Raw genomic sequence first — 14,035 nt, forward strand, 5'->3', positions numbered from 1 at the left:
CTCCGTAGGATTGGGGCATGCGCATCCACATCGCCACCGATCACGCCGGCCTCGAGTTCTCCACCCAGCTGCAGCACCACCTCGCCGAGGCCGGGCACGAGGTCGTGGATCACGGCCCCGTCGAGTACGACGCCCTCGACGACTACCCGGCGTTCTGCATCCGCGCGGCTCAGGCGACCATCGCCGACCAGCGCGCCGGCGTCGATGCGCTCGGCGTCGTCTTCGGCGGATCGGGCAACGGCGAGCAGATCGCGGCCAACAAGGTCGAGGGGATCCGCGCCGCCCTGGTGTGGAGCATCGCGACCGCCGAGCTCGCCCGGGAGCACAACGACGCCAACGTCATCGCGATCGGTGCACGCCAGCACACCTTCGAGGAGGTGGCCGGATTCATCGACCGCTTCATCGCAACGCCGTTCTCGGGCGAGGAGCGCCACGTGCGCCGGATCGCGCAGATCGCCGACTTCGAGCGCGACGGCTCGCTGCTCCCGGATCCGCGCGCCTGATGCCCGAGGGCCATTCCGTCCACCGGATCGCGCGGCAGTTCGCCCGCAACTTCGTCGGCAAGGCCGTGTCCGCGTCGAGTCCGCAGGGACGATTCGCGGAGGGGGCGGCGCTGCTCGACGGTCGCGTGGTGGAGAGCGTGCAGGCGGTCGGCAAGCAGATGTTCCTCGAGACCGAGGGCGATCTCTGGCTCCGCGTGCACCTCGGACTCTACGGCGCCTGGGACTTCTCCGGAGAGATCCTCGTGGATCCGACCATCGCCTCGGCGAACGGGCGCATGGGGCAGACGAACCAGCGCGGCACCGATCTCGACGAGACGCCGATCCTGGACGACGACGGCGAGAACTCCCTGGCGTCCATCGGCGCTCCGCGGAAGACCCGGGTGCACGTGCGCATGTCCGAAGCCACGAAGGGGCTGTCGGACGAGGGCGCGGAGTGGCCGCCGCCCGTTGTCGGGCAGGTGCGGCTGCGGCTTCTGACGGATTCGACCTGCGCGGATCTGCGCGGGCCGACGGCCTGCGTCCTGCAGACCCCCGACGAGATGCTCGCGACGGTCGCGAAGCTCGGACCGGATCCGCTCGTGGGCGACGTAGACGAGGGCGAGGAGCGCTTCGTGGCCGCGGTGCGGCGCCGGGGCGTGCCGATCGCGCTCCTGCTCATGGACCAGGCCGTCGTCAGCGGGATCGGGAACGTGTACCGCGCCGAGCTGCTCTTCCGGGCGCGGCTCAACCCGCACACCCTGGGGCGGGACGTGCCGGAGGAGACCGTGCGCGCGCTCTGGCGCGACTGGGTGCGCCTGCTCACGATCGGCGTCGAGACCGGCCAGATGATGACCATGGACGACCTCACGCCCGATCAGTACCGGGCCGCGATGGCCCACCGGGACGACAGGCACTGGGTGTACCACCGCACCGGCCTGCCGTGCCGGGTGTGCGGCACGGACATCGTGCTCGAGGAGATCGGCGCCCGCAAGCTGTACTGGTGCCCCCGCTGCCAGGCGTGACGACGTCGCCGGGGCCGTCGGAGCGCGGGCGACCCTAGGCTGGTCCCATGCGTCAGAACCCGAGCTTCGCCATGACCGATGTCGCCGAGTTGCGGCGGATCATCGCGGCGAATCCCTGGGCGACGCTGGTGGGCCGGGACGAGAACGGCATGACGGCGTCGCACTACGCGGTGCTGCTGGACCCTGACCGCGACGACCTCACCGTCGTCGGGCACGTCGGACGTCCGGACGACATCGTCCTCGGGCTGGGAGCCCAGGAGCTCCTGGTCGTCTTCCAGGGCCCGCACGGCTACATCTCGCCCGGCTGGTACGGCGACGTCGCCGCGGTGCCGACGTGGAACTACGTCGCCGTGCACCTCTCGGGTACGCCGGAACTGCTGGACGCCGAGGAGAACCTGCGCGTGCTGGACCACCTCGTCGATCACTTCGAGAGCCGGCTGGCGGATCCCCGCGGCATGTGGGCCCCACCGAACGACGCGGCGTTCGTGCGCCGGCTCGAGGCCGGCACCATCGGCTTCCGGCTGACGCCGACCCGCGTCACCGCCAAGCGCAAGCTCAGCCAGAACAAGCCGGACGAGGTGATCGAGAACGTGATCCTCGAGCTCTCCGGAGACGGCGTCTACGCCGAGCCGCGCCTCGCGGCCGAGATGCGCCGGGCGCACGACGCGCGGCTCGCCGCACGCGATGCGGCGACGGCAGCACCGGCGGCGGAGCGATGAGCGGAGGCAGCATCGCCGCGATCCGCGGTGTGCGCATCACCGGCGCCGGACGGCGACTGCTGGCGGTTGACGGGCCGGTGGACGTGATCCTCGAGGATGGCAGGATCGCCGACGTGGCGCCGACCGGGGCGCTCCCGCTGCGCGGGCCGGTGCTGGAGGGCGACGGCGCCTGGCTCGCGCCGGGCCTGTGGGACCACCATGTGCACACGGTGCAGTGGGCGCTCGCGGCGCAGCGTGAAGACCTATCGGCGACGACCAGCGCCGTCGAGGCCGCCGCGGCCATGGCGCGTGCTCCGCTGCTGCCGGACGGACGCCGAGTCGGCTCGGGATTCCGGGATGTGCGCTGGACCGACCGCCCGAGCCTCGCGCTGCTCGACGAGGGAAGCGGCGACGTCCCCACCTACCTCATCAACGCCGACGTGCACAGCGTCTGGCTCAACTCCGCGGCGTTCCGGCGCGAGGGCTTCGCGGCGCCCCTCGACGGCGTCCTGCGCGAGGAGGACGCCTTCGAGATCTCCCGTCGGCTGAACGCCGCGGACCCCGCCGTCGCGGACGCCGCCGTGGCCGCTGCGGCGCGGCGTGCCGCCGCGCGCGGGATCGTGGGGATCGTCGATTTCGACATGGCCTGGAACGCCGAGGCGTGGGCCCGGCGCGTCGCCCGGGGCTTCGACACGCATCGCGTCGAGTTCGCGGTCTATCCGCATGACCTCGATCGTGCGATCGCCGAGGGGCTGAGCACCGGGGACGCCCTGGCCGAAGACCCGTGCGGACTGGTCCAGGTCGGCCCCCTGAAGATCATCTCGGACGGCTCCCTCGGCACCCGCACCGCGGCGTGCAGTCACGGCTACGCCGACGATCCGCACAACCACGGGGTGCTCACCGTGCCGCCCGCCGAGCTCCACGACCTGCTGATGCGCGCGACCGGATCCGGCCTCGAGATCGCGCTGCACGCGATCGGGGACGTCGCGGTCACGGCCGCGCTCGACGCCTTCGCCGCGACCGGCGCGCAGGGGACGATCGAGCACGCTCAGCTCGTCCGGCACGGCGACCTCGCGCGGTTCGCACGCCTGGGCGTCGCCGCGAGCGTGCAGCCGCAGCACGCGCTGGACGACCGGGACGCCGCCGACGTGCTGTGGTCGGCGCAGACGGCGATCCCGTATCCACTGGCATCACTGGATCGCGCGGGTGCGAGCCTGCGGTTCGGCTCCGACGCCCCGGTGGCGCCGCTGGACCCGTGGCAGGCGATCGCCGCGGCGGTGTTCCGCACCGACGACGAGCGGGCCGCGTGGCACCCCGAGGAGCGCATCGACGTCGAGACCGCCCTCGCCGCGAGCGCGCATCGCGGGACCGGAACGGGGGCGGCGGTGCAGCCCGGTGCCGACGCCGATCTCGTGCTGCTCGGCGCCGATCCCTCCACGGCGGACGCGCGGACGCTGCGCTCGATGCCCGTGTCGGCGACCGTCGTCGGCGGATGGGTGACGCACGGGGGATAGCCCCCGGACAGATCCGGCGGTGCGCACCCTGGCCGGCGGGATCGGAGAACGGCATCGTTGAGGTGGGCCCGATCGGCGCCCTTCCCTCACGGACTCAGGAGAACACGATGACCACCGTCACCCGACGGCTCGACGCCCACCCGACCGCACCACCGGCCGCGCCCCGCCGAGGCTACGGACGGGCGTGGGCCGCTGCACCGGGCAATGCGCTGTACCTCGCGGTGCTCTCGCTGCCCCTCGCGATCGTGGCGATGGGGGTGACCTGGTCCGTGTTCGGGCTCGGCATCGGCTCCCTCGTGCTCGTCATCGGCGTGCCGATCCTGGTCGGCTCGCTCTACGTCGCCAGAGGCTTCGCCGAAGCGGAGCGGGCGCTCCTGCGGATGACCGACCACCCGCCGATCGCCGCCCCCGACTGGCGACGCGGGACCCGCGCCGGCGGGCGATGGGCGCGGCTGACGCAGCCGCTGCGCAACGCGCACTACTGGATGGCGCTGCTGTCGGCGCTGCTCGTGCGTCCGATCGTCGCGATCGTCGGATTCGCGTTCGCGATGATCTGGATCGTGCTCGCCCTCGGCGGGCCGACGTACTGGTTCTGGTCGCCGTTCACGGAGAACGGCAGCGCGGAGAAGGTCTGGGTGCCGTGGGCCGTGCAGCACGTCTTCGGCGGCATCGATCCGAACCCGGATCCGCACCGGTGGGCGTCGATGCTCTACCTCGTCGTCGGGCTGGTGTTCCTCGCGACCCTGCCCCTCGTGCTGCGCGGGCTGGTCCGCCTGCACGGCTCCGTGGCCGCTGCGCTGGTGGGTCGCTGGGAGTCGGACGACCTCGCGGCCCAGGTCGTGGGCCTCGACGCCTCGCTCGGCGCGGCGGCGCGCGCCGAGGATGAGGGTCTGCGCCGGCTGGAGCGCGATCTGCACGACGGTCCGCAGCAGCGCCTGGTGCGCCTGCAGATGGATCTCGCGGCCCTCGAGCGCCGCGCGGCCGACGGGGACGCCGAGGCGGTCGCCGCGCTCGCCCAGGAGTCACGCGGACACGCGCAGGCCGCACTCGACGAGTTGAGGGCTCTGGCCGGCGGGGTCGCCCCGCCGCTGCTCCAGGATCGCGGGCTCGCCGAGGCGATCGCGGCCCTGGCGGCGGCGAGCCCGCTCCCGGTGCACGCGTCCGTCGGCCCGGACGTCGCCCCGGCCCTGAGTCCGGAGGCGGCGCGGAACCTGTACTTCGTGGTCGCGGAGCTGCTCACGAACGTGGCGAAGCACGCCGGCGCCCGGAGCGCGGCGGTCGCCGCGATGCGGGACGGGGACGAGGTGCGCCTGACGGTGCAGGACGACGGGCACGGCGGCGCCGAGCCGCGCAGCGGGGGAGGCCTGGAAGGGCTCGCGCGCCGGGTGCAGGGCATGCGGGGGACGCTGCACCTCGACAGCCCCGTCGGAGGGCCCACGATCGTGACGGTCGAGGTTCCGGTCTCGGCGTAGCGGGATCGCGCGGCGGAGCCGTCCCGGACGCCCCCTAGTCTGAAGGGCGTGACCGATCAGGAGACTCCGCTGCGCGTGATCCTCTTCGAGGACTCGATCCTCCTGCGCGAGGGCCTGGTGCGGCTGTTCGCCGAGGCCGGGTTCGAAACGGCGGGCGCGTTCGACGACGCCGAGGACGTGGTCGCCCGCACACGCGACGCCGGCGCGCAGGTGGCCGTCCTCGACGTGCGGATGCCGCCGACCTTCCGCGACGAGGGCATCCGTGCGGCGCTCGCGGTGCGGGCGGCGCTGCCCGAGGTAGGCGTCCTGGTGCTGAGCCAGTACGTCGAGGGCGTCTACGCCCGTGAGCTGCTCGGCGCGGGGGAGGGCGGTGTGGGATACCTGTTGAAGGACCGGGTGACGTCGCTGGAGGAGCTCTCCGCGGCGGTGCGCCAGGTCGGCCGCGGGGGCACGGTGCTCGATCCGCGCGTGGTGCAGCAGCTGATGCGGACGGGGCCGGATCCGCTCGGTGCGCTCACCCCGCGCGAACGCGAGGTCCTCGAGTCGATGGCGGAGGGGCGCAGCAACGTGGCGATCGCCGGGCAGATGGGCATCGGCGTGGGCGCCGTCGAGAAGAACATCTCGGCGATCTTCGCGAAGCTCGGACTGGAGGACTCCGGCACAGCCCACCGGCGCGTGCTGGCGGTGCTCGCCTATGTGCAGAACGACCCCCGTCCCTGAGCGGGGCGGGGGTCGTCCGCGAGGTGCGGTGGTGCGTCAGGCCGCGACGTGCGAGACCAGGAACCAGCGGTCCTTCTCGAGACCGCGCTGGATCTCGATCGCGACGTCCTGGCTGGTGAGGTCGATCTCGTCGAGGCCCTCGACCGCGGCCTTCACGTTCACGAGGATCGCGTCGATGTCGGCGATCACGGCGCGGACGAGGTCGTCCGAGCGTGTGAAGCCGGCGGGGACCTGAGTGGCCCCGGCCTTCTCGGCGACGACCGCGGCGCGGGCGTCGATCGGCAGCCCCAGGGCGACGATGCGCTCCGCGGCGGTGTCGGCGAAGTCACCGGCGTGGTCGACGATCACGTCGAGCAGCTCGTGCACGCCGACGAAGTTCGCGCCGCGCACGTGCCAGTGCGCCTGCTTGCCGTTCAGGGTGAGCGCCTGCAGGCCGAGCACGACCGGGGTGAGGAACTGCGCGGCGCCGGCGGCGACGGTCGGGTCGACGGACGTTGCGGTGATGGTCTCGGCGTTGCTCATGATGTCTCCTCGGTGATCGTTCGGATCCGTGCCTGCTGATGTCTTGACCCCAACGCTACTCAGCTCAGAATGTTCCGCAAGCAAGCTGAGGCAACGCTAACTCGCAGATCACATGGCAATTCGGCAAGGCTAGCCTTTCCTGTGGATCCCGGTGCGCACCGCGTGGAGGACGGGAGTGCGGACAGATCCGGGATACCTTCGTCAGGTGGCATCAGCTGGTACCTCCTCTCGTGCGGCCCTGCGTCGTACCCGAACGTCCGCCGCGCAGAAGGTCGGATCGAACTTCATCCCCCATGTGCAGGGGCTGCGCGCGATCGCGGTGCTGGCCGTCGTTCTGTATCACTTCTGGCCGGGACGGCTGAGCGGCGGGTACGTCGGCGTCGACATCTTCTTCGTGATCTCCGGCTTCCTCATCACGGCGCACCTGGCACGCGAGCTGAACGCCACAGGCCGGGTGAACCTCGGCCAGTTCTGGGCGCGGCGCGCACGGCGTCTGCTGCCCGCGTCGCTGCTCGTGCTGCTGTTCTGCGCGATCGTGGCGGCGATCCCCGTGCTCTCGCCGCTGTCCCAGCTCCCCGCCGAGCTGCAGGAGATCGTCGCCTCGACGTTCTACGTGGAGAACTGGTTCCTGGCGCTGAATTCCGCCGACTATCTCGCGCACTCGGGCGACCCGACCATGGTGCAGCACTACTGGTCGCTCTCGCTGGAGGAGCAGTTCTACGTGCTCTGGCCGCTGATCATGCTCCTCGCGGCATGGATCGCGGTGAAGTACTTCCGCGGCTCGCGGCTGCGTGCGGCCGCGATCGCGATCGGCGTCGTCTCGGTGGCGTCGTTCGCGTTCTGCGTGTGGTTCACGGCCACGAATCCCGCACCGGCGTACTTCGTGACCTTCGGGCGCATGTGGCAGTTCGGCGTGGGCGCGGTGATCGCGCTCGTGCCGCGTCTGCGCGTGAGCAACCCGATCGGCAGCTTCATCCTGGGCTGGGGCGGCATCATCGTATTGCTCGTCGTCATCTACCGCTTCGACGGTCAGACCCCGTTCCCGGGCTACATGGCCGCGATCCCGACCCTCGCGGCGGCGGCGATCATCGCCGCCTCGAACACGGAGCGCTGGTGGTATCCGACCCGCATCCTGGCGATCCGCCCGATGCGCTTCACCGGCGACATCTCCTACAGCCTGTATCTGTGGCACTGGCCGCTCATCATCATCGCGCCGTCGGTGCCGTTCTGGGGCCTCTCGATCTACCACCGCGTGGCGCTCGTCGGCATCTGCTTCCTGCTCGCCTGGCTCACGAAGAAGTTCGTGGAGGATCCGACGCGGATGTGGAAGCCCCTGACCTCCCGCAAGCCCCGGCTCTCGCTGTGGGCATCGCTGGCTGCCATGGTGATCGTCGCGGGCACGGCCGGCGCCGGGTGGGCTGCGAACGCGGGCACCTACCAGCAGGGGGTGCAGGCGATCGCCGAGCTCCGGGCCAACCCGCCGGCCTGCTTCGGCGCCGCGGTGATCCTCGACGAGTCCTGCGCAGGGAAGAAGACCGACCAGATCCTGCCCGCGCCCGGATTCGCCGGCGTGGATCGCCCCGAGCAGTCGCAGTGCTTCGTGCAGCTCAACGATGCCCGCCCGGTCTCGTGCGAGTTCGGATCCAAGGATCCGAAGGCCAAGCAGATCGCACTCATCGGCGACAGCCACGCCTACCAACTGCTGACGACGTTCCAGGGCATCGCCGAGAAGGAGGGGTGGCATCTCACCACCTACTTCAAGGGCGCGTGCCCGTGGAACACCACGCCGCTGTCCACCGGAGGCGCCTTCGGCGATGCCTGCACGCAGTACCGGGCCGCCGTGGCCAAGCAGCTCGAGGGCAAGCACTTCGACGCGATCTTCACCGCGGCGCTCTCCACCACGCCCTATGCGGCGGGGGAGCACGCCTCGTCCTACGACGCCGCGGTGGCCGGCTATCGGGAGGCGTGGGCGACGCAGACGTCCCAGGGCACGCCGGTGATCACCGTGGTCGACAACCCGGTGTGGGAGACCGACCCGAACAAGTGCCTGCGCACGCGGGCGCAGAGCGCCTGCGACGGAGCGCGATCCGACCTGCTGACCGAGAAGGATCCGCTGCGCGAGGCTGCGGCGGGGCAGAGGGACGTCACCCTCCTCGACTTCACGAAGGTGTTCTGCGGCGACGAGACCTGCCGGGCGGTCGTGGGCGGGGCGAACATCTACCGCGATCAGGACCACATCACGGTGACGTTCGCCAACTCGCTCGCCCCGCAGTACACGGCGGCGTTGAAGGCGGCGATGGGGATCGGCTGACGGCCGGCCCCCGGCGGGACGGATAGGGTCGCGGTATGAGCGACGCCACGATCCTGTCCCTGCCCGATCGCACCCCCGTCATCGCCCCGTCGGCGTTCCTCGCCTCCGGGGCGAAGATCATCGGCGCGGTGACCCTCGGCGAGGGCTCGAGCGTCTGGTACAACGCGGTGCTGCGCGCGGACTCCGCGGAGATCAGGATCGGAGCGGGCAGCAACGCGCAGGACAACGTCTCGGTGCACGTCGACGCAGGGCACGGCGTCCTGATCGGCGACGACGTCTCGATCGGGCACAACGCGGTGGTGCACGGCTGCACGATCGGGGACGGATCGCTGATCGGCATGGGGGCCGTGGTGCTGAGCGGTGCGATCATCGGATCCGAGTGTCTCATCGCGGGCGGCGCGCTCGTGCTGGGCGGCACAGAGGTGCCGGACGGGTCGATGGTGGCGGGCGTTCCCGCCAAGGTGCGCCGCGCGCTCACTGCCGAGGAGCGGGAAGGTCTGCGCCGGAACGCGCGGATCTACCGCGAGCACTCGACCCAGCACCGCGAGGCGCGTCCGCTCTAGCGCCGCGCGCACGACGTCGCCGTCGCCGGGTAGTCTCGACTGTGCGGGGCGGTGGCCAAGCTGGTGAAGGCAGTGGGCTCATAACCCAACGATCGCGGGTTCAAGTCCCGCCCGCCCCACGCCGACATGCTGACGGGAGTCTTCGACTCCGAGCCGGGTTGCCCCGCCGTATTCCCTCCGGATCGAGGCGGGGCAGCCCGGCTCTTCGCGTCAGTGCTCCGTCGCGTCCCTCAGGTGGTCGCCGGCCCTCTTCGCGTCGTCCTTGAGGTTCTCGCCGGCCTCCTTGAGGTCGGCCTTGGCCTGGTCCAGCTTGCCCTCGTTCTCGAGCTTCTCGTTGTCGGTGACCTTGCCGGCCGCCTCCTTGGCCTTTCCCGTCAGCTTCTCGGCGGTGTTCTTCACGTGGTCTGCAGCGCTCATGGGCCTGCTCCTCTCCTGTGGGTCGATGAGCACAGAATCGCAGGCGGCCACCGGCAGGTCGACGGGGTTGACGAGGCGTCGGCCGGTCGCTACAAGGGGCGGTACTGCTTAACCTTGTTGTTACGTAACTGATCAGGTACATTATCGGTCATGGATGCCGTGCTGCAGGCCCTCGCCGACCCGAGTCGACGGGTGGTGCTCGGGATCCTGCGTGATCATGAGGCCACGGCGGGCGAGCTCGCCGATGCTCTGCCCATCGCGCGGCCCGGCGTCTCCCGGCACCTGCGCGTGCTGCGTGAGGCGGGTCTGGTCGACGTGCGGCAGGACGCGCAGCGGCGGATCTACCGCCTGCGCCCGGAGGCGCTCTCCGGTATCGACGAGTGGCTCGCCGACTATCGCGACCTGTGGGTCCAGCGTCTCGACGCGCTGCACACCGAGATCGCACGAGGGAAGAGGGACGACGCATGATGGACACCGGGATGATGTGGGACATCGACGACGCTCACGGCGGTATCCGCGTCGAGGAGGTGTACGACACCGATCTCGAGGACCTGTGGCGGGCCTGCACCGATCCGGCGCGACTCGCGCGCTGGATCGTTCAGGTGACGGGGGACCTGAGACCCGGAGGCATGCTGGAGGCCACCTTCACCAGCACCTGGACCGGCCGCATGCGGATCGAGGTATGCGATGCCCCTCGGCATCTCCTGCTCACGCAGCAGCCGGGCACTGAGGAGGAGACCGTGATCGAGGCCTGGTTGCAGGAGGAGGGCACGCAGTCGCGACTGATCGTGGAGGAGCGCGGATTGGGGTCCGGCGTGCTGCATTTCCACGCGGCCGGCTGGCAGGTGCACCTCGAGGATCTCGCCCGTTCGCTGCGCGACCCCGCAGGCGCCCATCCGGACGGCTGGTCGGCGGAGGCGCCCGCCGCGGCCTGGCAGGCCCGCTGGCGGGACCTCCTCCCCGTCTACGCATCGTCCCGGGGCGTCTGAGGGTGCGGCGGGTCAGCGTGTGCGGCGGTCCTGCGCGAGTCCGATGAGGTGCTCGAGTACGGGGCCGGAGCGCAGCCCGTTGTGCTCGTGCTCGCTCGTCACCCACAGGCGCACTCCGGGCAGCAGTCCGGCCGTCTCCAGCGAGTACTCCAGGGGCACGTACGGGTCGTTGACGTACACCGCCGCAGCGCCCTTGGCCTCCGACGCGACGAGGGCTTCGGGCGCGTAGATCTCCGGCCATTCATGCTGGGCCAGGGCCAGGGACACGTCGCGCCACGGACGGAACGCGGGGACCGTCTCGGTCCACTCCCGGCGGATGTGCTCGCCGGTGAACAGCGTGACGTCCTCGAGGAAGTCGGCGGGCTCCACCCGCTCCGCGGACCATCCGGTCACGTGGCCGTTCGCGTAGCTGGACTCGTGGAAGACGAAGTAGAGCGGGTTGCGCCCGTCGAACGGCATGGCTGCGGCGAGGTCGTACCGGAACGCATTGGTGTCGGGGGCGAGCTCGAGCAGCTGCCAGAGCGTCTGCCAGCCGTCGTTGGTGCCCAGCGCCGAGCCCACCGAGCGCAGGCGCGAGGGCGAGACGACCTCGCCGTCGGGCAGCACGATCCCGCCCGCTGCCGCGAGGTCGACGAGGCGACGCATGCGATCCCGATGCTCGGGGAAGCGCCGGTAGTAGCGCTCGGACGCGTCGCGCATCTTGTCGTAGCAGAGCGCGTAGACCTCGTCCGGGGTGCGGGTGACCGTGCTGAGCCCGCCGGTGAGATAAGCGGCGTCGATCGAAGAGGCGGCGGCCGAGAGGTAGGCCAGTGTCGTGAACCCGCCGAAGGACTGTCCGAGCACGTTCCAGCGGTCGGCGCCCAGGTGCGCGCGCAGGGCCTCGCAGTCGCGCACGATGGCATCGGCGCGCAGGTGGGTGAGGTGCTCGGCGACGGCCTCGGCACCGCGGTCGAGGATGCCGTCGGATACCGGGGTCGATCGTCCGGTGCCGCGCTGGTCGATCAGGACGACGCGGTAGTGCTCCAGCGCCTGGTCGAGCCAGGCGGGGCCGGCCGGCGCGTGCAAGGCGCGGGGCGCCTCGTGGCCGGGGCCGCCCTGCAGGAACACGAGGTACGGCAGCGACTCCCCGCCCGTTCGGGTCACCACGGAGGCGAACACGTCGATCGTGCGGGTGTCCGCGGGATCGGACCACACCAGCGGCACGGTGAGCGTGTGCTCTTCGATGGACAGGTCCATCATGCGGCGGCGAAGGACAGGGGCGGCAGAGATCGTCATCACATCACATTCCCGATGTAGGAGTACTTCACGAACACTTCGGCGGCGAGACCCGACTCCTCCAAGAGGCCCTGCACCGCACTCATCATGTATTTCGAGTCCCACCCCATGTAGAGGAAATGGCCCTCGTCGAGCTGATCCCAGGCGCCGTTCCAGGCCTTCTCGGCGTAGATCGGGCCGCCGTTGCGGGCGTTGAAGGCCTCGAGGGCTTCGCGGGTGTCCGTCCATCCGCGGCGGAAGACGCGGTTGAACAGGTACTTCACATCGGGCACGTCCCAGCGCTCTCCGCGATACTCGACGTACTCGAACTCGCGCTCCCAGCCGGCCGGCCAGCCGCGACGGCGCACCGCGTCGAGGATCGGCGTGAGGCCGTCGTCGTCGATCTCGGTGACGGCCGGGCGCCGCCAGATGCTCAGGAACGCATCCGTCAGCGCCGCGGTGCGCTGCGAGATCGCGGCGGTGCCCCACGCGTCGAGCTCGGCGAGTGCGGACGTGCCGGGGATCCGACTTCGGCGGTACGCCTCGCGCTTGCTGGGGAAGGAGTCGCCGAAGACGCGCTCGGCCAGCGACTCCTCGATCAGCGTGAGGTTGCCGAGCGTCGACGCGAGCGCGCGATGGCTGTTCTGCTCGTCCTCGGTGTACTCGCTCCAGAGGCGAACGCCGTCGCCGGACCAGTTGTTGTGCGGGGCCGGGGGCACCACGTACTCGACGTCGTATCCCTCCGGGTCCGCGAGCCCCTCGAGACGGCCCAGCACATAGAGCGCATGCGGGAGATCCGCGAACTTCAGGGCGACCCTGATGCGCTCGTCCGAGGGGGTGATCCGCGCGAACGCCTTCAGCAGTTCGTCCGGGCCCTCGGCTCTGGCGCGGCAGAGGCGGGCGATCAGCCGGTCGGTGGGAACGCCGACCACGGCGCGGCGCAGCAGCAGGGACTGGATGCGCTCCAGGGTGCGGATGAGCTCGTACTTCGTGATGAGACTGTGCCGGTGGTCCCGATAGGCGCTCATGACGAGCGGATAGGTCGCGCGGCCGAAGGTGTTCACGTACGCGAGCTGCCGGCGGATCTCCGGATCCGGCTCCGTCGCCGGATCCAGCAGCACGCCGTAGATCTCCGCGTACTCGCGCCACACGCTCGCCTGTGCCCGGAGCGTCTCGAGATCGGGCCGCGGGAACTCGTGGCGGAACGCGCTGTAGACGCCGTGCTCGCCGGCGACGGCGACCTCGCGTCCCGTCGTCATGATCAGGTAGTGCCGCCAGAAGGCTCCGATGGCCTGGCCGGTGCGGCGCTCGATCGGCAGCCAGAACTCGTCCTCGACCTGCTGCTGCTCGGAGTGCGACAGGCCCATGAGCACGTAGTTGTGGATCAGCTCGTGGTCGCGCAGCGGTTCGCCGGTGGAGTTCAGGCTCTCGAAGATCTGCTGAGCGCTGGCCGCCGCGCCGAGGGTGATCGCGACGTGCTCGAGCTTCTGCAGGCCCCGCCAGATCCGGGGAGCCTCGTCGGCGTGCACCTGGGAGCGGAAGAAGGCGTAGTTGTCGTCGAAGCGGGACTCCTGCTGTCCCGGAGCGCGCCGATCGAGCACGACCGACTCGAAGAGACCCGCCCAGGCCTCATGCGGTCGCAGCTTGGTGCGTCCGGAGTCGCCGGGACGCACCAGGACGCGCTCGAGTTCGGCCGCGAGGGCCGGTTCGGTCTCCCGCACCGTGTGGTGCAGGGCGGCGATGAGCAGCATCAGCGTGGTGATGCGCTGCTGCCCGTCGATGAGGATGAGGTCGGCCTCCGCGTGAGCGTCGTCCTCGGCGGAGAGGATGGATCCGATGAAGTGGCGGTGGGCGTCGTCCTCGTCCGCGACGGAGCGGATGTCGGTCAGGAGCTTCTCGCAGCCGCCGATGTCCCAGCGGTACTGCCGCTGATAGACGGGGACGACGATCGTGGTCGCGGGGGAGGAGAGCCACTCGATCGTAGAGACTGCGGTTGCTTCGACGTTCGTGGCCGTGCTCATGCTGCTGTGCTTCTCCTCGGATCCGGGCTGCGTACCCAGTCTATTCAGCG

Annotated in this window: 14 protein-coding genes and 1 tRNA gene; 11 read left to right on the plus strand and 4 right to left on the minus strand. The window is 70.8% G+C overall.

Going from position 1 to position 14,035, the window contains the following annotated elements:
• Positions 1 to 17 precede the first annotated feature (17 nt).
• The 6 genes from J8G10_RS03800 (at position 18) to J8G10_RS03825 (ending at position 5,908) form a co-directional block, all read left to right on the plus strand.
• On the plus strand, positions 18 to 503 hold the full coding sequence (locus tag J8G10_RS03800; RefSeq protein WP_251439459.1) for a ribose-5-phosphate isomerase: 486 nt from the start codon (positions 18 to 20) through the stop codon (positions 501 to 503).
• Positions 503 to 1,504 carry an Fpg/Nei family DNA glycosylase gene (locus J8G10_RS03805; protein ID WP_251439461.1) on the plus strand — a complete coding sequence of 334 codons (1,002 nt, stop codon included), beginning with the start codon at positions 503 to 505 and terminating at the stop codon, positions 1,502 to 1,504. Before J8G10_RS03800 ends, J8G10_RS03805 begins: the two co-directional genes overlap by 1 nt.
• A gap of 47 nt (positions 1,505 to 1,551) precedes the next feature.
• Positions 1,552 to 2,223 carry an FMN-binding negative transcriptional regulator gene (locus J8G10_RS03810; RefSeq protein WP_251439463.1) on the plus strand — a complete coding sequence of 224 codons (672 nt, stop codon included), beginning with the start codon at positions 1,552 to 1,554 and terminating at the stop codon, positions 2,221 to 2,223.
• Complete coding sequence (locus J8G10_RS03815; protein ID WP_251439465.1) at positions 2,220 to 3,716, plus strand: amidohydrolase; 1,497 nt, start codon at positions 2,220 to 2,222, stop codon at positions 3,714 to 3,716. Before J8G10_RS03810 ends, J8G10_RS03815 begins: the two co-directional genes overlap by 4 nt.
• A gap of 107 nt (positions 3,717 to 3,823) precedes the next feature.
• On the plus strand, positions 3,824 to 5,188 hold the full coding sequence (locus tag J8G10_RS03820; protein ID WP_251439467.1) for a sensor domain-containing protein: 1,365 nt from the start codon (positions 3,824 to 3,826) through the stop codon (positions 5,186 to 5,188).
• 48 nt (positions 5,189 to 5,236) lie between these two features.
• On the plus strand, positions 5,237 to 5,908 hold the full coding sequence (locus J8G10_RS03825; RefSeq protein ID WP_251439469.1) for a response regulator transcription factor: 672 nt from the start codon (positions 5,237 to 5,239) through the stop codon (positions 5,906 to 5,908).
• Between the two features lie 36 nt (positions 5,909 to 5,944).
• Here the strand turns inward: J8G10_RS03825 and J8G10_RS03830 are convergent, their stop codons facing one another.
• A complete protein-coding gene (locus J8G10_RS03830; protein ID WP_251439471.1) occupies positions 5,945 to 6,430 on the minus strand; it encodes a Dps family protein in 486 nt (161 codons plus the stop codon).
• 205 nt (positions 6,431 to 6,635) lie between these two features.
• Between J8G10_RS03830 and J8G10_RS03835 the strand changes: the two genes are divergently transcribed.
• From J8G10_RS03835 to J8G10_RS03845, 3 genes are all read left to right on the plus strand, one after another.
• Positions 6,636 to 8,741, plus strand: coding sequence for an acyltransferase family protein (locus J8G10_RS03835; RefSeq protein ID WP_251439473.1), 2,106 nt, complete (start codon positions 6,636 to 6,638; stop codon positions 8,739 to 8,741).
• A 35-nt stretch (positions 8,742 to 8,776) separates the two neighbouring features.
• Positions 8,777 to 9,304 carry a gamma carbonic anhydrase family protein gene (locus tag J8G10_RS03840; RefSeq protein WP_251439474.1) on the plus strand — a complete coding sequence of 176 codons (528 nt, stop codon included), beginning with the start codon at positions 8,777 to 8,779 and terminating at the stop codon, positions 9,302 to 9,304.
• Between the two features lie 45 nt (positions 9,305 to 9,349).
• Positions 9,350 to 9,423, plus strand: a tRNA-Ile gene (locus J8G10_RS03845).
• 91 nt (positions 9,424 to 9,514) lie between these two features.
• Here J8G10_RS03845 and J8G10_RS03850 read toward each other — a convergent pair.
• Positions 9,515 to 9,721 (minus strand): CsbD family protein, encoded by a 207-nt coding sequence (locus J8G10_RS03850; RefSeq protein WP_251439477.1) that lies wholly within the window; start codon positions 9,719 to 9,721, stop codon positions 9,515 to 9,517.
• Positions 9,722 to 9,871: 150 nt separating this feature from the next.
• Between J8G10_RS03850 and J8G10_RS03855 the strand changes: the two genes are divergently transcribed.
• Both J8G10_RS03855 and J8G10_RS03860 read left to right on the plus strand, forming a co-directional pair.
• Entirely contained in the window at positions 9,872 to 10,189 is a 318-nt protein-coding gene (locus J8G10_RS03855) for a helix-turn-helix transcriptional regulator (protein WP_251439479.1), read from the plus strand.
• A complete protein-coding gene (locus tag J8G10_RS03860) occupies positions 10,186 to 10,710 on the plus strand; it encodes an SRPBCC domain-containing protein (RefSeq protein ID WP_251439481.1) in 525 nt (174 codons plus the stop codon). Before J8G10_RS03855 ends, J8G10_RS03860 begins: the two co-directional genes overlap by 4 nt.
• A gap of 12 nt (positions 10,711 to 10,722) precedes the next feature.
• On the opposite strand, the gene J8G10_RS03865 is transcribed toward J8G10_RS03860, so the two are convergent.
• Positions 10,723 to 11,949 (minus strand): alpha/beta fold hydrolase, encoded by a 1,227-nt coding sequence (locus tag J8G10_RS03865; RefSeq protein WP_251439483.1) that lies wholly within the window; start codon positions 11,947 to 11,949, stop codon positions 10,723 to 10,725.
• 35 nt (positions 11,950 to 11,984) lie between these two features.
• A complete protein-coding gene (locus tag J8G10_RS03870) occupies positions 11,985 to 13,985 on the minus strand; it encodes a DUF262 domain-containing protein (RefSeq protein ID WP_251439485.1) in 2,001 nt (666 codons plus the stop codon).
• Between the last annotated feature and the right edge of the window lie 50 nt (positions 13,986 to 14,035).

This window comes from Microbacterium sp. USTB-Y, from assembly GCF_023703415.1.
Classification (GTDB): domain Bacteria; phylum Actinomycetota; class Actinomycetes; order Actinomycetales; family Microbacteriaceae; genus Microbacterium.